Origin of the sequence: Sphingomonas zeicaulis (genome assembly GCF_050433225.1) — a bacterium.
GTDB classification, from domain to species: Bacteria; Pseudomonadota; Alphaproteobacteria; order Sphingomonadales; family Sphingomonadaceae; genus Sphingomonas_D; species Sphingomonas_D zeicaulis.
Window position 1 is genome coordinate 1 of record NZ_JBNPXQ010000016.1, and the last position, 22977, is coordinate 22977.

A 22977-nucleotide genomic window follows, 5' to 3' on the forward strand; every position below is an offset into this window, starting at 1 on the left:
TGTTTAACCATAACACCGGGACCTTGAAGCTCCCGGGCATGGAGCCGCCGCCCACATGTCCCTTCATCAAATCGACAATGTCAAAGAGCGAAAAATGCAGACGCCCAACCTTCCCCCGTTTTACCGGGGTGACCGGGCGTCTCGATTTTTGCGACCGCCGTAGGAGCCAGTGTGGCGCCCCGCTGCGGTGAAAGGGCATATATGGAGACGGTTCCCACCGGTCAACGTCTTTTTGCAATTTTGTTGCACAGACCCACAAAAGCCAGGAAAATCGGGCGTTCGGATCGTCTCCGTTGCAACGGTCCGCCAGCGCCCATCCCGAATCGCATCATGATCGCTTCACCGTCTCGGCGCCCTCAAGCGCGCTGAAACCCCGCCATTGCTGGCGTTCGCCCGATTCACCGTCTCAGCCGAGCTGATTCGGCCGCCCTCGCCTGCCGTCTATCCATAAAGGAGCGACAGGGTGATCGCCGCCGCTGCGACCACGATCACGACCAGCGGCGCCCCCATCCGCGCATAGTCCAGGAAACGATATCCGCCCGGCCCCATCACCAGCAGATTGTTCTGGTGACCGATGGGGGTCAGGAAATCGGACGAGGCGCCGATCAACACTGCGAGCAATGCGGCATCCGGTGGGATGCCCAGCAGCGTCGCAGCGTCCAGCGCGAGCGGCCCGATGATGATCGCGGTGGCGACATTGTTGAGGAAGATCGACAGCAGCAGCGTCAAACCGCACAGCACCGCGAGCACGCCGACGAGCGGCATCCCTGCCAGCACTTGACCGATCATCTGCGCCGCAATCGCCGCAGCCCCCGATGTCTCGAAGCTGCGCCCAACCGGAATCATCGCTGCGAGCAGCACGATGATGCTCCAGTCGATCGAGCGATAGACCTCCTTTGCCGGCAGCAGGCGAGCCGCCGTGATCGCGACCGCGGCGCCGAGGAAGGCGATCGCCGGCGATATGCCGCCGATGACGATGGCGAGGATCGATGCGATGAAGATCGCCATCGTCAGCACCGCGCGGCGCGGCGGCACCGGCTGCGGATCGAATCGATCGATCTCGAGCAGGCGTGACACGGATGCGAGTTCAGCCAGCCGCTCCGGCACACCCCGGATGAAGAGCTGGTCGCCCGCCGCGATCCGCAACCGGCCGAGCGGCTGCCGCTCACGCGCGGCCCGCGGCCCCGCCGCGGCGACCGCCAGCGCCCCTTCCGAACGGATCGCGATCGCCGCGTGCGACAGCCCGATCAGATCCGAACCATAGCCGACGACGAAGCGCGTCGTCACCGCGCGATCCTCATCGCGGTGGTGCATCGTCGGCCTGAGCCCCAGATCCTCCGCAACCTCCCACTGGTTCCGTCGCGCGAGCAGCAGCAGGCGATCCCCCGCATCGACTAGGCCGGCGCTGCCCGGCGCCCCATCCCGGTGAGTGGCGAGCAGCCGCGCCCCCGCAGCTCTCAGCCGTGGCAGCAGATCGGCGACCGCCACCGGCGCATCCGCATCCAGTTCGAACACGCGCCACGGCCGCTTGCGCGCGCGCTCGGTCGCTTCGCGTACGGGCAACAGCCGCCAGCCGATCAGCGCCAGATAGGCGAGCCCCGCCACCACGACCACGCATCCCACCGGCGTCATGGTGAAGAAGCCGAACGGTGCGCCCAATTGCTGTTCGCGCACCGAGGAGAGAATCAGGTTCGCGGGCGTTCCGATCAAAGTGGTCATCCCGCCGAGAATCGTCGCGAAGGCCAGCGGCATCAGCGTGGCGGTGGGCGAACGCCGCGCATCCCGTGCCACCTCGGCCGCCAAGGGCATGGTGATCACCAGCGCGGCGATGTTGTTCATGAAGGCCGAGAGCGCCGCCCCCAATGCCAGCAGCATCGCCAGCCGAAAGGCGAAGGGCGCCCGCGCGGGAAGCAGGCACCGCGCGGCAAAGGCCGCCACGCCGGAAAGTTCGACCGCACGGCCGACAACGAGAATCGCGGCAACCGCGACCACCGCCGGATCGGCGAGCCCGACAAAGGCTTCATCGATCGGAACGAGGCCAAGCAGCAGACAGGCAAAGAGCGCCAGCAACGCCACCAGATCGTGACGAACCCGCTCCGACACGAACAGGCCGAGCGTCGCCACGAGAATCAGCGCGCACAGCGCGGCGTCACTCATGCGGCGATGGCCAAGATCGAATTGCCGCCATGGCACCGACGATATTCGCGGCGCGCGTGCAGGTCGACCCGCTTCTCTGAAACGCTGGAATAGTGGTGCCGCTTACAGGACTCGAACCTGTGACCCCCGCATTACGAATGCGATGCTCTACCAACTGAGCTAAAGCGGCCGAACCACATACCGGCACAGGCCCATGGCCCGCCGGAGCGCCGCCCCTACCAGCGGCGGCGCGGTGAGACAAGAGGTGTCGTGACGATCACTTCGTCGGGCAGAACGCGCCCGTCGGATCCGCCGCCAGCCGCAGGTCGGCGACGCTGATCGTCAGCGGCCCATCCGCTTCCAGCGCGAAAGGCGCGGTGACCTTGGTCACGTCCGCCCCCCGATCGAGGAAGCATTTGATCGGCACGCGCAGCACCTGCCAGCCGCTGCCAGCCTTCGCCAGCGCCGGTGCAACGTCGACCACCCCTGCGCCCAGCGCCATGCGCACCGGCCCGCGTGCCGGCGAATCGAGGCGATAGGTGAGTTGCACCTGCACATCGGCATTGCTCTCCCGCGTCAGGTCGAGCGACGGCCCTTCGATTCGCACGCTGCCTTTGCCGGTCGCCGGCCAGGTCCATTGCGCAGCACCTTCCTGCAAGGTGGCGCTGTCGACCGCGCGCTGGGTGACGGCGCCGGCGGTCAGCCGGAACGGTGCCGGCACCTTGCCCTTGGCGAAGAACAGGCTGGTGTTGGCGACAGAGGCATCGATCCCCGCAACCTCGCTCAGTTTCCCCACGCGCGCAGGCTGGGCGTAGCTTGCGCCATGGCCGAACGCGAACAGCGGATCATAGCCGGGCGCGCCACGGTTGAGCACGAACTGCGCCGCGGTCTTCGGCCAGGAGAAGGAAAGCTTCCCGGTAAAATCGTGCCGCGGCTTGCCGTCGGCCCCGGCGATGAGCATGTCGGCAATGCCGCCGCCCTCAGTACCGGGCAGCCAGGCGGCGACGAACGCATCCGACGCGTTCAGTTCGGGGTTCACCCACAGCGGCCGCCCCGAAAGGAACACCGAGACGACAGGGACACCCGCGCCCTTCAGCTTCTTCAGCAGCGCCAGCGCTTCCTTGTCGCCGGCCTGAAACTCGAGCGAGCGGATGTCACCGCGCATCTCTGCATAGGGCGTCTCGCCGAACACCACGATCGCGACATCGGGCTTGCGAGTGAAGCTGCCGTCGACGCTCAACGTCGCGCGGCCGCCGGCGCCCTTCGTCGCTTCGGCAATGCCCGCATAGATCGACTGGCCATTGGGGAAATCGGCATTGCTGTTGCCGTCCCCCTGCCACGACAAGGTCCAGCCGCCGGACTGCATGCCGATATCGTCAGCACCCGGCCCCGCGACGAGGATGTCGGCGCCTGGCTTTATCGGCAGCACGCCCTCATTCTTGAGCAGCACCAGCGATTTGCGCACCGCCTCGCGCGCGATCGCGCGATGCGCGGGCGCACCGACCACGCCGGCGCGGTTGATCATCGGCCGTGCGGTCTCGAACAGCCCCAGCTTCAGCTTCACGCGCAAGATGCGGCGCACCGCATCGTCGATCCGCGTCATCGGGATGGTGCCGTCGCGCGCCTGTCGCAAGGTGGCGTCATAGAGGCCCTGCCAGCTGTCTGGCGCCATCGCCATGTCCAGCCCGGCGTTGAAGGTGGCGGCGCAATCGGTCTTGGTGCAGCCGGTCACCTGCGCATGGCCGTTCCAGTCACCGACTATGAAGCCCTGGAACCCCATCCGCCCCTTGAGCACATCGGTCAGCAAAGAGCGATTGCCGTGCATCTTTTCGCCCTGCCAACTGCTGAACGAGGCCATCACCGTCATCGTCCCGGCATCGATCGCGGGCGGGTAGCCGGCATTGTGGGTTCCGACGAGGACCGCCTCCGACACATCGGCATCGCCCTGGTCAATGCCGTCCTTCGTGCCGCCATCTCCCAGGAAATGTTTGGCGCTGGCGGCGACGTGGCCATCCTGGATGCGCCCCTGCCCAGCCTTGCCCTGCAACCCCTCCACCGCCGCCGCGGCATAACCGCGGACCAGCGCCGGATCCTCCGAATAGCCTTCATAGGTGCGGCCCCAGCGATCGTCCTGTGGTACGGTGAGGGTGGGACCGAACGCCCAGTCGATGCCGGCGGCGGCGGTTTCCGCGGCGGTCGCAGCGCCGATGCGGCGGATCAGTTCGGGATCATGCGCCGCGCCGAGCGCTATGTTGTGCGGGAAGATGGTGGCGCCGACGATGTTGTTGTTGCCGTGCACCGCATCGATGCCAAAGATCAGCGGGATCGGCTCATGCTTCGATTGCCGCGCCATCGCGACGGCGTTGAACGCCTGCGCGGTCGCCGCCCAGTCGCTGCCGGGCGACCTGTCCGGCTTGCCGATCGGCGGCGAACTGCCTCCCGCGAGGATGCTGCCCAGCGGATATTTTCGCAGATCCTCGGGCGTGATCGCGCTGATATCGGCCTGAATCATCTGGCCGATCTTTTCCTCAAGAGTCATCGCCGCGAGCAGCTTGTCGATGCGTGCTTCGGTCGCCGGATCGACAAGCCCTTGGCTTGCGGCACGTGGCCACGCGTCGGGATGCGCCGCGCCGCGCGCGCCCGGCGCCTGCGCCGATGCCCCGCCCAGGCCAACAAGGCCGGCAACCAATGCGATAACCGCGGTGCGCGTCAGTCCGGTCCGCATGCCCATCTCTCTCCTGCCCTTGTGCCATTGGCCGCATCCGGCCAAACTTTATCGAATTTCCTCGCGTGACAACATCACGGATCGACCGGCTTCCACCTCGCACATGTTATCGCTCACGTTCAAGGCCGGGCACAGCGTGTGGTTGCGCAATCCGTACTCAGAAGCCGCTCGGGTTATCCGCGTTCGGGGCCCGCAACAACACGACTTTACCATCATTTTCTATATTTGTTGCAGTGCGGCAAGTGCGCATATCCTACAACCAAGGTCGTAATCTACGACCTTGGTCTTATGACAAATCGGCAACACAAAGAAATCAGTACGGCCGCTCTGAAACGCACTGAGATATCGCGGTAACCCTTAGGGAAAAGCTGCATTTCGATTACGTGATCGGTGGATTTTACTCAGAGTTATCGCCGATATTCTCTTGGCGCCTTCCGGCGGTTCTATTGACAGCCTCCAGCCGCATGATAGCGTGTTGATGTAGCGGTCAATGGTAGCGCTATCTCAGCAGAAACGGCGTAACGGGGACAGTTTGCGCCGGTCAGGAAAAAGGGGAGGAATGGGCATGATTGCGTTCAACGTCACCGCCGCGCCCGGCACGCGCCGATTGTCGCGCGCCTTGCTGCTCGGCATGTCACTGACGGCCTTTGCCGTTTCCGCGGGCACCGCCCACGCGCAACAGGCGGATCCGACAACGCCACCCGAGGTGGCGGACGAGCAGGACATCGTCGTTACCGGCCTGCGCGCCTCGTTTGAAGCGTCGATGGACATCAAGCGTGACTCGACCGGCGTGGTCGACGCGATTTCCGCGCAGGACATCGGCAAGTTTCCCGATACCAACCTCGCGGAATCGCTGCAGCGCATCCCGGGCGTGTCGATCGACCGCCGCAACGGCGAAGGCGCACGCGTGACGATCCGCGGCTTCGGCCCGCAGTTCAACCTGGTGACTGTCAACGGCCGCCAGATCGCGACGTCGGACACCAACACCGTCGGCGGCGACCAGGACGTCGATTTCTCGCGCGCGACCAGCCGATCCTTCGACTTCTCCAACCTCGCCTCGGAGGGCGTGTCCCGCCTGGAAGTCTACAAGACGGGCCGTTCGGCGCTGCCTTCGGGCGGCATCGGCGCCACCATCAACGTCGTGACGCAACGCCCGCTTGACCGCCGCGACAGCGGCCTCACCGGGTCAATCGGCGCGAAGGCGCTTTACGACACCAGCAACGACGACTTCAAAGTGAATCCGGAAGTGTCGGGCGTGTTGAGCTGGTCGGACGATGACGACAGGTTCGGCGTTTCGCTGTTCGGCGCCTATCAGAAGCGCGATTCGGCGGCCGCGAGTTCGACCTCCAACGACTGGAACGTCGCGCGCTTTGCGGACATGCCCGGACGCGCCGCTGACACGATCATCGAGAACGCGCCATCCGACCCCAACACGCTGGTCGCGATCCCGAACGACAGCCGCTACCATTATTCGGAATCGTCGCGCGAACGTATCAATGCCTCGGCCACCCTGCAGTTCAAGCCGGTCGAAACGCTGACGCTGACCGCCGACGTCATCTATGCCCAGAACAAGATCAGCGAAGCGCGGTCGGATCAGGGCAACTGGTTCAACCGCCCCTTCGATCGCGTGCGCTTCGACGACAACCCCGTCATCGCGACTGCCGTCTATCTGGAAGAAGGTTCGCGCTACGGCGTCAAGGACATCGGCTTCGAGCAGCAATATCGTGCGACCAAGACCGAGCTGGAATCCTACGGCCTGAATGCGAGCTGGGAAATCGGCGAGGGCCTGACCCTCAACCTCGACGGCAACCATTCCAAGTCGTCGAGCCTTCCCGATGCGCGCAACGGCGCGAGCTCGACGCTCGTCAGCCTTGGCGCACCCGTGGTCGACGGCCATTCCGTCGATTATAGTGGCAAGATCCCCCAGCAGAACTGGACGCTGAACGACCGCACGCGCGGCAACGGCAATGGCGTGCTGGATATCGGCGACCTCGGCACGCAGGTGCAGCGCACCAACAGTTCGACGCAGCGGCACCGGTTGAATCAGATCCGCGGCGATCTTGGCTGGGAGTTCGAGGGCGGCGGCCGCTTCGACATCGGCGCCACCTATATCGACTCGCGGATGACCAGTGCGCGAATCCAGACCCAGCAGACGCTGGGCGACTGGGGCATTACCCAGGTCGGCGACGTCCAGCGTCTCGCGGGCGATCTGTTGCAGCCCTTCTGCATGAGCTGCAAGTTCGATCGCTACAGCCCCACTGGCAACGACATCGCCTTCCGCGGCAATGCCGTCGACCTGTATGAAGCCTTCGCCGACGCCTATGTCACCGCGGGCAACCCGATCAACGTCACCGGCCGCGACTTTGACCGGATCAACGAGAAGATCTGGTCGGCTTATGCCCAGTTCACCTGGAAGGGCGACCTGATGGGCCGGCCGAGCAGCCTCGTGGTCGGCGCGCGTTACGAGAACACGAAGACGGATGCCTATGCGATCATCGCGCTGCCCGACATTATCGAATGGGATTCGGACAATGATTTCAGCCGGATCGTAACCACCAACTCGCTCGAACGGACGCAGGAGGGCGAATATAGCAATCTGCTGCCCGCCATCGATTTCCAGATCGAGCCGATGGACAATGTCGTTGCGCGCGCATCCTACAGCCGCACGCTCGCACGGCCTGACTATGGCAATCTGTTTGCCTCCCAGTCCGCCAACGGACCGAACCGACCCACGGCGCTGGGCGGCGTCGCCACCGGGAGCCAAGGCAATACCAACCTGAAGCCGCTGGTCTCGGACAATTTCGACATCTCGCTGGAATATTATTATGCACGGTCCAGCTACGTGTCGGTCGGCTTCTTTGCCAAGAAGGTGAAGAATTTCGTCGGCGTCGGGCAGGAAAGGCTGAACCTGTTCGGCCTGCGCGATCCGACCACGGGCGCGCCGGGCACACGCTCGGGCACGGCGCTCACCCAGTTGCAGACGCTGGGCATCACCGTCAGCGATGTGAGCCTGTTCACGCTGACCGCGCTGCTCGACGAGAATAACGGCAATCTTGCCGCCGCGACCGCCCAGCTCCAGGCCAACATCAACAATGGCGTGCTCGATCAGGCATTCGTCGATCAGGTTCTGGCGCGGCGTGACGTTCTTGCCGACGGTACCGATCCGCTGTTCGAGTTCTCGGTGTCGACGCCGATCAACAACCGCCAGGGCAATATCCACGGCTTCGAAATCCAGGGTCAGCACTTCTTCGGGGAAACCGGCTTCGGCGTCTCCGGGTCGTTCACCAAGGTTTCGGGCGACGTGAGCGTGGATGTCGGTGCCGACCCGACGCAGAACGTGTTCGCGCTGGTGGGCTTGAGCGACAGCTTCAACATCACCGGCATCTTCGAGAAATATGGCGCGTCGGCCCGCGTCTCCTACAACTGGCGCGACAAGTATCTCTCGGCAACCAACCGCGGCGGCAGTCGCAACCCGGTGTTCTACGCGCCGTTCGGCACGCTCGACGCCAATCTCAGCTACGACATCACGGAGAATATCGCGGTGTCGCTGGAAGCGATCAACATATTGAGCGAACCGGTGCGCACCTATGCGCGCGACACCAAGCAGCTCTACTTCGCGCAGGAACTGAAGCCCCGCATCCTTGTGGGTGCGCGCTACCGGTTCTGAGCCAAGCGGGAGGGCGCGTCGAGCCGGCGCGCCCTTCCTTTCCCACCGCCATCGATTAAGTTCGCCGGCAGGCTATGTTGAAGGTCGTCCGTGACGAACAAGGTGCTTCTCAACAATATCGACCATCATGACCTCAGGGTCCGGCCCGGCTACCATTCCGGCTTCGGCGATGCCGTGAACCAGATGCTCGTCTTCCCGACCGAGTTCGAGGAGGCGCAGCGCGATTTTCCGATCCTGTTCCGGCGTGACGAGGCCGGCACGGTGCAGGCGGTGGTGCTGCTCGGCCTCGACCGGGACGAAAATCTGTCCCTCGGGCCCGCCGGCTGGACGACGCGCTACGTGCCGGCCCTGCTCCGGCGCGGCCCCTTCTCGATCGTGATGACGCCGGCCGCCGACGATCCGAACCGGCGCGAACCGATGATCCATGTCGATCTCGACGATCCACGAATCGGCCGCGACGAGGGCGTGCCGCTGTTCCTGCCGCAGGGCGGCAATGCACCCGCGCTGGAACAGGTCTCGGCGACGCTGAGGACGATCTATCTGGGCATGGAGATGGCGCAGCCGCTCTACGCTGCCTGGGATGCGCATGGCCTGCTCGAACCGGTCGAACTCGATGTCGCACTCGACGAGGAGCGGCATTATGCGGTGCCCGGCGTCCATGCGGTGGTCGAGCATCGGCTGGCAGCGCTGTCCGGCGACGCGCTCGAAAGCCTCAACCGCGCCGGCTTCCTGAGGCCTGCGATGCTGGCCTCGGCGTCGCTCGGCAACGTCCATCGGCTGATCGACCTCAAGCGGCAGCGGGACGGCGGCTGACATGGCGCGGACGGCGCGCGCGATCGACGACGTCGCGGCGGACGCGATTCCGTTCGCCGCGCTGATCGCCGCCGGCGAACCGGTGATCCTGCGCGGCGTGGCGGCCGACTGGCCGATCGTTACCGCGGCACGGCATTCGGACGCCGAGGCGATCGCGCAGCTCAAGCGTTTCGAGGGTCCGCGACCGGTGACCGTCTACACCGGCCCTCCCGAAATCGGCGGCCGTTTCTTCTATGACGAAACGCTGGCCGGGCTAAACTTCACCGCCACGCGCGTGCCGCTCGGCGAGGTTCTCGCTCGCCTCGAGGCGAGCGCCGGCGCGGCCGATGCGCCGGCGCTCTATATCGGCTCCACCGACCTCGACCTCTATCTGCCCGGCTTCCGCGCGGAGAATGACCTGCCGCTTGGCCCGATCGCCACGCACGCGCCGCTCGCCAGCATCTGGATCGGCAATCGCACCGTCGCCGCGGCGCACTACGACATTTCCAACAACGTCGCCTGCTGCGTCGCCGGCCGCCGCCGGTTCACCTTGTTCCCGCCCGACCAGATCGCGAACCTCTATCCTGGTCCGCTGGAGCCGACCCCGGGCGGCCAGGTCGTCTCGATGGTCAATCCCGCCGCGCCTGATTTCGCACGCTATCCCGGCTATCGCGACGCGGTGGCGGCGAGCGTGGTCGCCGACCTCGAAGCTGGCGACGCGCTGATCTACCCGGCCTTGTGGTGGCACCAGGTGGAGGCGCGCGCCGACTTCAACATCCTCGTCAATTATTGGTGGAACGAAGCCCCCGCGCATGCGGACAATCCACAGACGACCTTGCTCCATGCGCTGCTGAGCCTGCGCGACCGCCCCGCTGAGGAAAAGGCGGCGTGGCGTGCGCTGTTCGACTATTATGTGTTCGGAACCGCGGATCGCGCCGGCGCACACTTGCCCGACCCTGTGCGGGGGGCACTAACGGCCCCACTCGATCCCGCGGCCGCGCGGCGGCTGAGGGCGCAGTTGCTGAGCCGGCTCAACCGATAACATCTTCCCCGCCGCCTCTGCGCGCCGCAGCGGAAAGATGGTCCGCCGTCCTTACTGCAGTTCCGCCAGGCTCTGAGCCATGATCGCCACCTGCGTGCGGTTGCGGACGTTGAGCTTGCGCATCAGCGCGGTCATGTGCGCCTTCACGGTTGCTTCCGCGATGCCAAGATCCTCCGCGATCTGGCGGTTGATCATACCCGAGCGCACGCCTTGCATCACGCGGACCTGCGCCGGCGTGAGGTGAGCGGCATTCACACTATCGCGATCCATGCTGTCAGAATGGCGACCGGCGCCATTGGCCTGAATGTCCATTGAACATTCCCTCCCTATCCCTGATCGCGCCGTTGCGCGGACGGCTCTATGGCCGCTCTTTCAACGAAAAATGCTAGGCGCGGGCCCGGCGGAGGTCAATGGAAATTAGCGCTACCATCGCCATATGTTCTAACATATCAGATCCTTATGGTGCGCGATGCGGGGCATCTCGACCGATGGAGCGCCGATCACGGAACAACTGCTGCCGCCGGCAAAATGATGATGCCTCTATTGTGCGACAGCAATAGCACCCATGAACGCAGGATCAACGAGCGATGGGCCGATGACCGCAGGCGGCGCTGATCTCGGCGGCGGTGCGCTGCACCTCTTCGGACAGCGACTGCATCACATCGTCGCTGAGATAAAGCGCGGCGCCTGCGATCGACAGCGCGATGCAGATGCGGCCCATGGCATCGCGCACCGGTGCCGCGATCGAGCGCACGCCATCGCCCAGATCGCTGCTGTGGAGCACGACGCCGCGGCTGATATGGCCCTGCATCTCATCCAGCCACGCCGCCATCTTTGGCGACTCGAACGCATCGCCCTTCACATGGCGATAGATGCTTTCGAGCGTCGCGAGATCCTCGTCGAGCAGCAGCGCCTTGCCGAGGCCGGTTTCGACGATCGGCCGCCGATCCCCCGGCGAGGTCGAAACGCGCAGTCGCTGCCGCCCGGTGACACGCTCGAGGTGGCGGGACCAATCGCCCTCGCGCTTGCCGACGAATACGCAGAAGCTGGTGCGATCGGAAAGCGCCTCCATGAACGGGCGAGCGACCTGCACGAAGTCGGTCTGCTCCAGCGCCATCGCGCCGAGTTGCAGCAACTTGGGGCCGAGCGAATAGCCGTCGCGCGTCGCCGCGAGATAGTCGCGCGACTTTAGCGCCTGCGCCAGACGATGCGTCGTGGTCTTGCTGAGATCGAGCTTGCGCGCCAGTTCGACCGCCTTCACCGGGCCGCCGATCACCTCATCGAGTATGTCGAGCGCGCGCATCAGCGTCTGCGCGCCCTTGATGCCAGCATCCTTGCCCTGTTCTTCCACCTGCACCGACATCCATTACCCCTGATTTTCTGGCCTGATTGGCTGGCCTGCCCCCGGCACATGCGGGAATGACCCTCCCGCATGTTTCATCGGCGAAAGAAACTAGTCGTTGTCGATGCCAGTGCCTAGCCCGACAAAGGGCTGAAGCTCAGGGTGTGGAAATCCGGCGCGCAGTGTGGGCCGAAATCGCCCCCTCTGCCTGCGTTTAGTCGCCGCCAATCCGCTCGATATCCGCGCCCACCGCCTGCAGCTTCTCCTCGAGCCGCTCATAACCGCGATCGAGGTGATAGATGCGCTGCACCTGCGTCTCGCCCCGGGCCGCGAGCCCGGCAAGCACAAGGCTCATCGAGGCGCGCAGGTCGGTTGCCATCACCGGCGCACCGGTGAGTTCCTTCACGCCGCGCACCATCGCGCTGCGCCCCTGAACCTGAATGTCCGCGCCCATGCGAGCCAGTTCGGGCACGTGCATGTAGCGATTCTCGAAAATGGTCTCGGTCAACAGGCTGGCGCCATCGGCGAGCGTCAGCATCGCCATGAACTGCGCCTGCATGTCGGTGGGGAACGCCGGATAGGGTGCTGTCGACAGGTTGATGCCATGGATACCGCCGTTGGCGGAGATGTGGATCACCTCGCCGGCGCGCTCTTCGACCTTGGCGCCTACTTCGCGCAGCGCAGCCAGCACCGCGGTCATATCCTCCGCGCGCGCACCAACCAGATCGAGTTCGCCCCCGGTGATCGCCGCCGCACAGGCATAGCTGCCCGCTTCGATGCGATCGGGCATGACACGATAGGTGGCGCCATAGAGCCGCTCACGTCCCTCGATCACCAGCGTTTCGGTGCCGATTCCTTCGATCGATGCGCCCATCGCAACGAGGCAGCGGCACAGATCGACGATCTCGGGCTCGCGCGCGGCATTCTCGATCACGGACTGGCCGCGGGCGAGCACCGCCGCCATCACCGCATTTTCGGTGGCACCCACCGAAACGAACGGGAAGATCACCTTGCCGCCGGGCAGCCGTCCGCCTGGCGCGGTCGCCTTCACATAGCCCGCAGCCAGTTCGATCTCCGCACCCAGCGCTTCGAGCGCCTTGAGGTGGAGGTCGATCGGCCGGTTGCCGATCGCACAGCCGCCGGGCAGCGAGACGGTCGCCTCGCCTGCCCGCGCGACGAGCGGGCCCAGCACCAAGATCGAGGCGCGCATCTTGCGGACGATGTCATAGGGCGCGACCGTAGAGGTGATCTTGGCGGCGCGCAGCGTCATCACCCGGCCGAAATCGTCAGGCCGGCTGCCTTCGACCGTGGTCGACACGCCATGCTGGTTGAGCAAGTGGCCGAAGCTGTCGACATCGGCCAGCCGCGGCAGGTTACGTAAGGTCAGCGGCTCGTCAGTCAGCAGCGCGCATGGCAGCAGCGTCAGCGCGGCGTTCTTGGCTCCAGAAATCGGAAGGCGCCCGGCGAGCGGCCGGCCGCCGCGGATGATGATGCGGTCCATCAGCCGCCTATCCGCGATTAGGCTGCGCTCCGCAACCCGAGCCATCAACGGCCGCGCAAAGCCTTGGACCGGACCGTCTATATTTTACCGCGGTTGATCATTGTTAATGCCGGAAGCCAAACCCGTGCGCATGCGTTGTTACGGGGGCCAAACAACGGATGGAGCGCGGGGTCATTGACGGGAAGCTGTTTTGCCGAGCGGCTGGGCCATTTCCTTGAGCTTACCGACAAGGAGCGTGTAGCGCTCGCCAGGCTGGAAGAGCGTGAGCGGACGCTGAAGCGCGGGCAAATGCTGCGGCGGGAAAATGACGGCAGCGACGAGATCTACATCCTGCGTCACGGCTGGATGATGAGTTATGTCTATCTGGACGACGGCAGTCGCCAGATCCTGCGGCTGCACTTCCCTGGCGACCTGATCGGTTCATCGAACATCGCCTATCGCGATGCGCCCGAATCGTTGACCGCGATCACCGACGCGGTGGTCTGCCCCTTCGAGAAGCAGGCGATGCGCGCGGTGTTCGACGAACATCCGCGCGTCGCCGCACTGCTGTTTGCGGTATCGCAGGCCGAGCGTGTGTCGCTGACCGACCGCCTCGCCTCGCTGGGCCGCACCTCGGCGCGCGCGCGGGTGGGCGCGCTGCTGCTCGACATGCTCCATCGCATCCGCTTCATGCGCAAGGAGGTGACCAACAGCTTCGAGCTGATCCTGACGCAGGAAGAGATCGGCGACGCCACCGGGCTGACCGCGGTGCATGTGAACCGCATGATGCGCGTGTTGGCCGAGGAAGGCATGATCGAACGACGCAACGGCTCGGTCACGATCACGGACGAGCGCGCATTGGCCAGGGCCTCCGCCTATTTCAATCGCTTCGCCGAACTCGATACGAGCTGGTTTCCAGCACCGCGGGGTTGAGCGCTGCGGTAAGCGCGGACATTCGCCCTTCGCCGGCGCCATATTGGTCCGACCTGCTCGACCGCATCGGCCCTTATCACGCCATCGAACCCGGCGGCCACCGGCGACGTCGCGCCAACCGATCGGCACCGCGATCGCGCCATGACGGCAGGCATCAGGCATGACGCCGAGCAAGCCGGTCAGAAGATAGCCACGCGTACAGGCGGCGACGCCCTGCTGGTGAAGCCGCGCGCGGCGGGGGCAAGTGCGGACGTGCGCTTCACCAGTCCTTCATGGCCATAGATCATCATTTGCCGATCGGCGAGCAGACCCTGCACCTTGAGATCGGCAACGAGCCGATCCGCCTCGCCGGGATCACGGCCCTTGTAGCGATCATGAGATGGCGATCCGGAAAGGCGACCATGACCTCCGTAAGGCTGGGCAGCAGCCCCACGCCCTTGCCGCGGAGGGAAAGCGGCGGCCGCCGTCATGCGTAAACCCCGGCCCACATCCGGCCGCCTGAGATCGACCATGCGCCGTTCGCGCGTCACGCCAGGCCATCAGTGCGGCAATCCGGCGTCCCGTCATAAAGCACGGCGAAGTCGTCATCGGTGATTGATGGACATCGAGTCGAGCATGTCGGCAGCAGGATCCGCGTCGCGCTGCAACCGTCGCAACCGAGGCCAATGCGGCCAAATCCTGGTGGATGCCGCGATGCGCGAGCAGCACCGGCGTGCCCTGCGGCACGGGCACCAGCCAGGATGCATTGATCAGAAAGAGCGCCATCACAAAGATGGCGGCGACGACTGCGGCGATCCCCCAGCGTCAGGGAAGCGCACCCCGCAGTGGCGCCATCTCAAACCGTTTCGCGGGGCCTCAGGCGATCAGGCCTTTTCAAGCGTGCACTGCAGCGGATGCTGGTTCTCGCGCGCGAAATCGATCACCTGCGCCACCTTGCTCTCGGCGACTTCATAGGTGAACACGCCGCACACGCCGACGCCCTTTTGGTGAACATGGAGCATCACCCGAGTCGCGTCTTCCATGTTCATCCGGAAAAAGCGCTGCAGCACGAGGACGACGAACTCCATCGGCGTATAGTCGTCGTTGAGCATCAACACCTTGTAGAGCGAAGGCTTGCGAGTCCGCGTGCGGGTGCGGGTGGCGACGCCCAGGCCGTTCCCCTCGTCCTCGCCATCCTTGCGCGTTGTCATCGCGACGATATTCCGGTGCTGCTGCATAGGGGCAGAATATGGCATTGCCGCCGCCGAGGGCAAGGGCGGAGGGCGCAACATGCCGTCCGGGCAGCGAAAAGGCGCTAACGAAAACGGCCGCCTCCGGGGGAAGCGGCCGTCCGTTCGTCCGGTCGAAACCGATCGCGATCAGAGCGCGGCGGTCTTCATCTTTTCGACGGTGACCGAAATGCGGCTCGAAATCGGCTGAAAAACCTCGTTGGTCACCTTCAGCCAGGTCTCGCTCGCCTTCGACGCTTCGGCGACGAACGAGTCGAACGACGACTTGGCATAGTCGCTCTGCAGCTTGAACAGCTCGGTCGGGGTCTTGGCCGACGCGAAGCCCTTCAGCGCGGCGGTCGCCGTCTCGAACGACTTGCGGCCATACTCGGCGGCGTCCTGACCCAGCGTCTCGGCGTTCTTCGCAGCAAGCTTGCTCGATTCGACCAGCGCCTCGATGTTCGCCTTGTGGAACTCGACGCTCTCTTCGGCGAGCTTGGTGCTCTTGGCATAGGCAGCGGTGGCACGCTCCTTGAAATCGCCAAACAGCTTCTGGGTGGTCTCTTCGACCTTCGCCACGGTCTCGTTCATGCTCAATATTCCTTTCTGCGACGCCGTCACCACTTCGGGCGCCGGCTCTGGTGCGGGGGCAGCTTCGGGTTTCGCAGCCTCGATCGGTTCGACAACCGGCGACGCGGCAGGTTTTGTTTCGACATCGAGTGCCGGCATCGGCTCCGGCTTGGTCGGCGCCGGCGGTTCGGAAACCTTGGCGACAACGGGTGCCGCCGCGGGCTTGGCCGGGACCGGCTTCGCTGCGACGGGCTTGGAGGGAACCGCCTCGGCCACCACCGGTGCGGTCTTCAAGGCCGGCTTTGCAGCCGGCACTGGAACTTTGGCCGGCGCTGCCGGCACGGGAGCCTTCGCCGGCGCAACCGGCGCTGAAACCTTCGGCGCTGCGGCAACGGGCGCAGGCGTCTTGGCAGGAGCCTTGTCGGCAACGGGTTTCGCTGCCGCAACAGGCTTGTCCGCGGTCGCCTTCGGCGCCGCCGGCTTGGCTGTGTTCGGCTTCGTACTGCTTACTGGCTTCTTGTCAGGTGAGTCGGGCATCTGACACTCCCAAACGCTTTATGCTGCATCGCACAACTACGCCAGCAAATCAACGATTGCAAGCAGTTTTGTGCAGTGCAGCATAAAGTCATACGAGTGTCGTAAAGCCGTAACCCTGCGCAGTTCTAGCGCGCGCGCACGTAACTCCCCGGCGCATCTTCCAGAGCTTTCAATCGCCCCTTTCCTGGGACACGGGCAGCCCGGGCAGAAACGCGATTATCATCAAGCGCTTCAATCCACCGGATCCAATCCGGCCACCAGCTACCCTTGGTTTCCACAGCCTTTTCGAGAAACTCGGAAAGCGTCGCTGCGGTTCCCTCATAGCTCCAATATTGATATTTTCCCGATGTCGGCGGGTTCACGACGCCGGCGATATGGCCTGAGCCTGCCAGCAGGAAGCGCATCGGCCCGGTAAAATGCTCGGTCAGTTTCCATACGCTCTGGACCGGCGCGATATGATCCTCACGGCCGGCCTGGATATAGGCGGGTGTCTTCACCAGCGACAGATCGATCGGCGTGCCATCGACCGAGAGCGCGCCGGGCTGGACCAGCTTGTTGTCGCGATAGAGGTCAGTCAGATAAGCGCGGTGCCACAGCGCCGGCAGGTTGGTGGTGTCACCGTTCCAGTAGAGCAGGTCGAACGGCACATAATCCTGCCCGAGCAGATAGTTGTTCTGGACATAGTTCCAGATCAGATCGCGACTGCGCAGCAGGTTGAAGGTGGCCGCCATATAGCGCCCGTCAAGAAAGCCGTCATTGGCGAGGGCGTCGATCACCGAAAGTTGATCATCGTCGACGAACAATGTCAGGTCACCGGCATCTGCGAAATCGACCTGCGCGGTGAAGAAGGTGGCGCTGCGCACCTTGTCCGCCTCACCACGCGCCGCAAGAAGAGCGAGCGTGGCGGCCAGCGTGGTGCCGGCGACGCAATAGCCGATGGCGTGGACGGCATCGACGCCGAGCAGTTCGCGCACCGTATCGATCGCGTCGATCTGGCCGCGCAGGATATAATCATCCCACGTCACATCCTTCATGCCGGCATCGGCCGATTTCCAGGAAACGACGAATACGCTCAGCCCCTGCGACACCGCCCAGCGGATGAAGCTCTTCTCGGGGTTGAGATCAAGGATGTAGTAGCGGTTGATCCACGGCGGGAAGATCAGCAGCGGCGTGCGCATGACCTGCGGCGTCGTCGGTTGATACTGGATCAGTTCGTAAAGCGGCGTGCGCTTGACCACCTTGCCCGGGGTCACCGCGACGTTGCGCCCAACCTCGAACGCGCCGCTATCCGTATGCGTGAGCTGGCCCCGGCCGATATCCGACAGCAGATGGTCGAGCCCCTTGAGCAGGTTCTCGCCGCGCGTCGCCAGCGTCTTTTCGATCACCACCGGGTTGCTGAGCGGGAAGTTGGACGGGCTCATCGCATCGACGAAGCCGCGCGTCGCGAAGCGGATCTGCTCCTTCTGTTTGGCATCGAGCCCGTCGATCGCATCGACGCTTTTCAGCAGATGATCGGAGACCAGCAGATAGGATTGGCGGACGAGATCGAAGAGCGGACTGTCACGCCACGCGGGCGCCGAGAAGCGCTTGTCGCGATCGGCGCGTCGGCCGATTTCATCGGACAGCGCGCGTGCCTCGGCGGGCGCCTCCTCCGGCATCAGAAAACGCTGCCACAGCTTGAGCGAGTCGGACCAGAAGTCGGTCTGCGCCTTGAGCATCGCGCCGCCCGCCGCGGCAAAGCCGGACATCGGCGATTCGGGGTTATTCCCCCGCGCCTTTTCGATCTCCCGCAGGCTGTAATCGAGCATCATCTGCTGCGCGCGGCCGAACACCCATGTCCAGTGCTGAATGTCTTCCAGCGCCATCGGGGTCTGGGTTTCACTGGTGTCCGTCATCCGGTGTTCCTTCTCAGCGCGTCCACGTCCCCGGCCACGATCCGGCCGCCGGCGAGCGGGCCAAAATGCGGAATTCACGCGCGGCGTCAAATCGCCTATGCACGAACCGCGGGACGGTTCCCGCTACATCCGAGAAATGAAGGTCCCATGTCCGAAGAGTTTTACCGCATCAAACGCCTCCCCCCCTATGTCATCGCCGAAGTGAACGCGATGCGGGCGGCGGCGCGTGCGGCAGGCGAGGACATTATCGACCTGGGCATGGGCAATCCCGATCTGCCGCCGCCCGCACATGTGATCGACAAATTGTGCGAGGTGGCACGCAAGCCCGACGCGCACGGCTATTCCGCGTCGAAGGGCATTCCTGGGTTGCGCCGCGCGCAGGCCAATTATTATCAGCGCCGCTTCGGCGTGGAGCTCGATGCCGACCGCGAGGTCGTCGTGACCCTGGGTTCGAAGGAAGGCCTCGCCAACCTCGCGCAGGCGATCACCGCACCGGGCGACGTGGTGCTGGCGCCCAACCCCAGCTATCCGATCCACACCTTCGGCTTCATCATCGCGGGCGCGACCATCCGCTCGGTGCCGACCACGCCCGACGAGCGCTATTTCGAGGCGCTCGACCGCGCGGTGAAGTTCACCGTGCCCAAGCCTTCGGTGCTGGTGATGGGCTATCCGTCCAACCCCACCGCGGAGGTCGTCGACCTCGCCTTCTATGAGCGCGTCGTCGCGTTCGCCAAGGAGCATGGCCTGTGGGTGCTATCCGACCTCGCCTATAGCGAGATCTATTTCGACGGCGTGCCGACTCCGTCGATCCTGCAGGTGCCCGGCGCCAAGGATGTTGCGGTCGAGTTTACCTCGCTGTCGAAGACCTATTCGATGGCGGGCTGGCGGATGGGCTTCGCGGTCGGCAACCCAACCCTGATCGCCGCGCTCACCCGCGTGAAATCCTATCTCGATTATGGCGCGTTCACGCCCATCCAGGCCGCAGCGGTCGCCGCGATCAACGGGCCGCAGGATATCATCGAGGCCAATCGCCAGCTCTACAAGCGCCGGCGCGACGTGCTGGTTGAGAGCTTCGGCCGCGCCGGCTGGGATATCCCGCCGCCGCGTGCCAGCATGTTCGCCTGGGCGCCGCTGCCGCCGGCGCTTGCGCATCTCGGCAGCCTGGAATTTTCCAAGCAATTGCTGACCCATGCCGGCGTCGCGGTGGCGCCGGGCGTCGGCTATGGCGAGGATGGCGAGGGCTATGTCCGCATCGCGATGGTGGAGAATGAACAGCGCATCCGGCAGGCGGCGCGCAACGTTCGCCGCTATCTGGCGAGCATGGGCGTGAACGCCGGCGCTAGCCGCGCCGGGTGATCCGATCGCCTCATCAGGCTTTGCGTTGCAGCCCGGTGGACATTGTCCGCCGGGCTGTTTCGTTTCGGGCTACCTGCGACATGTCTTGAGGCAAGGTGCTGGCGGTCGCCGTGCTGCCCGGCCTTGGGCAAGGAGCGCAGGACTGAGCGGATAAAGCCACGCAGCCCGTGACGTCGGACGCGCGTCGGGATCCCGCTTCCTGCGCTCTGACAGACATGGTTTGCCGCGGGCCGAAGCGGCGGGTTCCGGACCGCCGAAAGGATCCACAGACCCGAAGGAGAGAGCCAAGGGATTCCGGCTCAAGGCCGCGGTGCCGGAATTCCTGCTTCGATATGGACTCAGACCGGGCCTGAACAGGTCATATCCAGTCCGGCGCGGCAGCCATACCATACCCGGACCGGGTGGATCGCGTCGCTACCGCGCCGACGTTTATCACACGCTGATGGGACACCGGCGATCCCACCTCAAAACGTCCCGTTCCAAATGACGAAAGGGGCGAACCTTGCGGCCCGCCCCCTTCGCTGCTCACTTCAATCCTCGAACGCGCGCCAGGCGCGCGTCGTCAGAAGGCCTTGCCGTAAAACTCGTTACCGACAAAACCCATCTTGGTGACCTCGGACTTCTTGATCACTGCAAGAACCTGATCGACCTTGTCGTAGCGGGCGTTCTCGTCCGGCTGCAGGTGCAGCTCGGGCTCGGGCGCCATCTGACGGGTCTGGTCGAGATAGGTGCGCAGCGTCGCCAGATCGACCGCAGCGCCATTCCAGTAAACCACACCGGCGGGATCGATCGTGATCTTGTTCTTGATCGGATCGATCGGCGGCGGATTCGAGCTGTTCGAATTCACCGGAAGGTCGATCTTCACCGCGTGGGTCTGGATCGGAATGGTGATGATAAACATGATCAGGAGCACGAGCATCACGTCGATCAACGGCGTGGTGTTCATGTCCATGATCGGATCGTCAGCACCGCCGGCCCCGACACTCATTGCCATATCGAAAACTCCTTGTTCGGGAGCGACGTCGTCAGAGACGCGTCGTCTGACCGCCAGCGGGCGGTTCGGAGATGAAGCCGACGCGGGCGAAGCCGGCGCGCTGCATCGTGAAGATCGCGCCACCGATGCAGCGGTAGGGCGTGTTCACGTCACCGCGGATATGCGCTTCGGGCAATTCCAGGTCGGGATTGTTAACCCCGCCCTGGCGCTTGATCTCCGCTTCCAGCTTCTTGACGGCGCGCTGCAGCAGGTCTTCGGAATTGACCTGGGTCTGGTTCCAGTAAACCTCGCAAGTGCCGCCGGGACCGCCGCGAACCGAGAGCGAGACGTTCTCGGGCTTGGTAGTGGTCGGATCATGACGCACGTCGGGCAGCTTGAGATCGATCGACTGCACAACGACCGGAACGGTGATCAGGAAGATGATGAGGAGCACCAGCATGACGTCGACGAGCGGCGTCGTGTTGATGTCCGACAGCGGCTTGTCGTCACCGCCCTCACCGGGCACACTCATTCCCATCTTTAACTACATCCTATCCTGCTTGGCCGGGACGCCGAGGCTTCCCGGCCGGGAGGAGGGACGGCGGCAGGGTGATGAACCCCGGTCCGCCGCCATCAAGATCAGGCCTTGGTCGTCGAAACGCCAGCCGGCTTCGGCGGGGTCGCCACCGGCTTCGCCGGAGCAGCGCGGCTCACGACAACCGGCTTCACCGCGCCACCCGACATCATGTAGCCGAGCAGGTCGTTCGAGAAGGCGCCCAGATCTTCCGCGATCGCCTTGTTGCGACGCTGCAGCCAGTTGAACGCGAGCACCGCCGGCACGGCGACGACCAGACCGATGGCGGTCATGATCAGCGCTTCACCGACCGGACCGGCGACCGCGTCGATCGACGCCTGGCCAGCCGCACCGATCTTGATGAGCGCGTTCAGAATGCCGACGACGGTACCGAACAGACCGATGAACGGCGCGGTCGAACCGACGGTGGCGAGGAAGGCCAGGCCTTCGCCCAGCTTCGAGTTGATCGCACCCTGGCTGCGATTCAGCGAGCCGTGCAGCCAGTCGTGCGCCTCGACCGGATCGGTCAGCTTGGCGTGCTGGTCGAGCGCGATCAGGGCGTCGTCGACGATCTGCTTGTACGCGCTGTTCTTTTCAAGCTTGGCGGCGCCATCCTTCAGGCTCGGGCTCGCCCAGAAGGTGGTGCGCACCTTCTTGGTCTGGCCCATGATCTTCTGCTGATCATACACCTTGGTGAACAGGATGTAGAAGGTACCGATCGACATGATCGTCAGGATCGCGGCAGTCGCCCAGGTCAGCGGGCCGCCTTCGACGATCGCCGGGATCAGACCATAGGGATTTTCGCCGGCGGGCGCCGCAGCGGCGAGGGTCGAGATGAGCATAAGGGATCTTTCCTCTATATCTGTCTGTCAGACCGCCGCCCTCGCCCCGTGACGCAACACAGGGCGGGCGGCGGGAAATCGATCAGTTGTCGGGCATCCGCCAGACGACACGCCGGCTTGCACCGGACCGGATCGGGTTGCCTGCGTTGTCGAGCGCGGGCTTGTACCGGGCGCGACGCGTGATGTTCTTGCACGCGGCCTCGTCAAGATCGGGCGAACCGCTCGACGACGTCACGCGGCAATTCTCCACGCGACCTTCGGTATTGATGTCCCAGGCGACAGCGCTGGTGCCCACCCGCTCTTCGCGCAGGGCGCGCGGCGGATAGTCATCCTGCGTGACCCACGAACCCTGGTCGCCACGCGCGACGGCGGGCTGGGCCAGGCGCGGCGCGGGCGGCGCGGCAGGCGGAGCCGGAGGCGCGGGAGCGGCCTGCGGCGTGATCACCGGACGATCAGGCGCGACGGCGGTGGTCTGGATCGGGGGCGGCGCCACATTCGTCTGAACGATCGGCGGCGGCGAAACCACGGGCGGCGGTTGCACCGTCTGTGGCTGTTCCGGCGGCGGGGGGGGCGGCTCTTCCTCGGGCGGCGGCGTTTCTTCCTGAACTTCGAAGGTCTTCAGATCCTGAGCGACCTTCTTTGCGATGTTCGGAATCAGCCCGACGATGAAGGCATAGCCGAGCAGGACATGCACGAGCGCCACAATGACGACCGCAACGACCCGGCTGTTGCCCGAATTTCTGTCAGCGTAGGCCATTCAGCTACGTAACTCCTCTTACCAGGCTGTGCGCAGAGCATGCCTATCGCGCCGGAGCGACGGCCTGACCCACTCTGCCCGGAATGATTATCTTTGGCAGACCCGGAGTGTCTATCGCGCCACACCCAGCGAGGCAATCTCTTTGTGC

The 22977-nt window shown here is 64.7% G+C and carries 19 protein-coding genes and 1 tRNA gene; 6 read left to right on the top strand and 14 right to left on the bottom strand.

The window, feature by feature from the left end; genetic code table 11:
* Positions 1–441: 441 nt before the first annotated feature.
* The 3 genes from FHS96_RS28185 to FHS96_RS28195 all read right to left on the bottom strand — a co-directional run bounded on the left by FHS96_RS28185 (position 442) and on the right by FHS96_RS28195 (position 4861).
* Positions 442–2157 carry an SLC13 family permease gene (locus FHS96_RS28185; protein WP_429599839.1) on the bottom strand — a complete coding sequence of 572 codons (1716 nt, stop codon included), beginning with the start codon at positions 2155–2157 and terminating at the stop codon, positions 442–444.
* Between the two features lie 93 nt (positions 2158–2250).
* Positions 2251–2326, bottom strand: a tRNA-Thr gene (locus tag FHS96_RS28190).
* Between the two features lie 87 nt (positions 2327–2413).
* The gene (locus FHS96_RS28195; RefSeq protein ID WP_429599842.1) at positions 2414–4861 is read right to left on the bottom strand and encodes a glycoside hydrolase family 3 protein; all 2448 of its coding nucleotides are present in this window, start codon (positions 4859–4861) and stop codon (positions 2414–2416) included.
* 565 nt (positions 4862–5426) lie between these two features.
* Between FHS96_RS28195 and FHS96_RS28200 the strand changes: the two genes are divergently transcribed.
* The 3 genes from FHS96_RS28200 (at position 5427) to FHS96_RS28210 (ending at position 10362) form a co-directional block, all read left to right on the top strand.
* Positions 5427–8528: a TonB-dependent receptor gene (locus FHS96_RS28200; protein ID WP_429599844.1), complete on the top strand. Its 3102-nt coding sequence runs from the start codon at positions 5427–5429 to the stop codon at positions 8526–8528.
* Positions 8529–8618: 90 nt separating this feature from the next.
* Positions 8619–9341 carry a SapC family protein gene (locus FHS96_RS28205; protein ID WP_429599847.1) on the top strand — a complete coding sequence of 241 codons (723 nt, stop codon included), beginning with the start codon at positions 8619–8621 and terminating at the stop codon, positions 9339–9341.
* 1 nt (position 9342) lies between these two features.
* Entirely contained in the window at positions 9343–10362 is a 1020-nt protein-coding gene (locus FHS96_RS28210) for a cupin-like domain-containing protein (protein ID WP_429599850.1), read from the top strand.
* A 51-nt stretch (positions 10363–10413) separates the two neighbouring features.
* Here FHS96_RS28210 and FHS96_RS28215 read toward each other — a convergent pair whose 3' ends face one another.
* The 3 genes from FHS96_RS28215 to murA form a co-directional block, all read right to left on the bottom strand.
* Positions 10414–10632 carry a helix-turn-helix domain-containing protein gene (locus FHS96_RS28215; protein WP_429599958.1) on the bottom strand — a complete coding sequence of 73 codons (219 nt, stop codon included), beginning with the start codon at positions 10630–10632 and terminating at the stop codon, positions 10414–10416.
* Between the two features lie 307 nt (positions 10633–10939).
* Positions 10940–11725, bottom strand: a complete 786-nt coding sequence (locus FHS96_RS28220) for an IclR family transcriptional regulator (protein WP_429599852.1) — start codon at positions 11723–11725, stop codon at positions 10940–10942.
* A gap of 193 nt (positions 11726–11918) precedes the next feature.
* Positions 11919–13205 carry a UDP-N-acetylglucosamine 1-carboxyvinyltransferase gene (gene murA / locus FHS96_RS28225; RefSeq protein WP_429599854.1) on the bottom strand — a complete coding sequence of 429 codons (1287 nt, stop codon included), beginning with the start codon at positions 13203–13205 and terminating at the stop codon, positions 11919–11921.
* A 174-nt stretch (positions 13206–13379) separates the two neighbouring features.
* Between murA and FHS96_RS28230 the strand changes: the two genes are divergently transcribed.
* Positions 13380–14117, top strand: a complete 738-nt coding sequence (locus tag FHS96_RS28230) for a Crp/Fnr family transcriptional regulator (RefSeq protein ID WP_429599857.1) — start codon at positions 13380–13382, stop codon at positions 14115–14117.
* 179 nt (positions 14118–14296) lie between these two features.
* Here the strand turns inward: FHS96_RS28230 and FHS96_RS28235 are convergent, their stop codons facing one another.
* The 3 genes from FHS96_RS28235 to FHS96_RS28245 form a co-directional block, all read right to left on the bottom strand.
* Complete coding sequence (locus FHS96_RS28235) at positions 14297–14587, bottom strand: hypothetical protein (protein ID WP_429599859.1); 291 nt, start codon at positions 14585–14587, stop codon at positions 14297–14299.
* A 393-nt stretch (positions 14588–14980) separates the two neighbouring features.
* Positions 14981–15307: an ATP-dependent Clp protease adapter ClpS gene (gene clpS / locus FHS96_RS28240; protein WP_025295402.1), complete on the bottom strand. Its 327-nt coding sequence runs from the start codon at positions 15305–15307 to the stop codon at positions 14981–14983.
* A 168-nt stretch (positions 15308–15475) separates the two neighbouring features.
* A complete protein-coding gene (locus FHS96_RS28245; protein WP_429599862.1) occupies positions 15476–15916 on the bottom strand; it encodes a phasin family protein in 441 nt (146 codons plus the stop codon).
* On the opposite strand from FHS96_RS28245, the gene FHS96_RS28250 reads away from it, so the two are divergent.
* Positions 15882–16436, top strand: coding sequence for a hypothetical protein (locus FHS96_RS28250; RefSeq protein ID WP_429599864.1), 555 nt, complete (start codon positions 15882–15884; stop codon positions 16434–16436). The genes FHS96_RS28245 and FHS96_RS28250 overlap by 35 nt on opposite strands.
* A gap of 121 nt (positions 16437–16557) precedes the next feature.
* Here the strand turns inward: FHS96_RS28250 and FHS96_RS28255 are convergent, their stop codons facing one another.
* A complete protein-coding gene (locus tag FHS96_RS28255) occupies positions 16558–18327 on the bottom strand; it encodes a PHA/PHB synthase family protein (RefSeq protein WP_429599867.1) in 1770 nt (589 codons plus the stop codon).
* Positions 18328–18474: 147 nt separating this feature from the next.
* Between FHS96_RS28255 and FHS96_RS28260 the strand changes: the two genes are divergently transcribed.
* A complete protein-coding gene (locus FHS96_RS28260; RefSeq protein ID WP_429599869.1) occupies positions 18475–19683 on the top strand; it encodes an LL-diaminopimelate aminotransferase in 1209 nt (402 codons plus the stop codon).
* Between the two features lie 562 nt (positions 19684–20245).
* On the opposite strand, the gene FHS96_RS28265 is transcribed toward FHS96_RS28260, so the two are convergent.
* The 4 genes from FHS96_RS28265 to FHS96_RS28280 form a co-directional block, all read right to left on the bottom strand.
* Positions 20246–20671 carry an ExbD/TolR family protein gene (locus FHS96_RS28265; RefSeq protein WP_429599960.1) on the bottom strand — a complete coding sequence of 142 codons (426 nt, stop codon included), beginning with the start codon at positions 20669–20671 and terminating at the stop codon, positions 20246–20248.
* Between the two features lie 37 nt (positions 20672–20708).
* Positions 20709–21194, bottom strand: coding sequence for an ExbD/TolR family protein (locus FHS96_RS28270; RefSeq protein ID WP_429599872.1), 486 nt, complete (start codon positions 21192–21194; stop codon positions 20709–20711).
* Between the two features lie 101 nt (positions 21195–21295).
* The gene (locus FHS96_RS28275; RefSeq protein ID WP_429599874.1) at positions 21296–22072 is read right to left on the bottom strand and encodes a MotA/TolQ/ExbB proton channel family protein; all 777 of its coding nucleotides are present in this window, start codon (positions 22070–22072) and stop codon (positions 21296–21298) included.
* A gap of 82 nt (positions 22073–22154) precedes the next feature.
* The gene (locus FHS96_RS28280; protein ID WP_429599877.1) at positions 22155–22829 is read right to left on the bottom strand and encodes an energy transducer TonB; all 675 of its coding nucleotides are present in this window, start codon (positions 22827–22829) and stop codon (positions 22155–22157) included.
* Positions 22830–22977 lie beyond the last annotated feature (148 nt).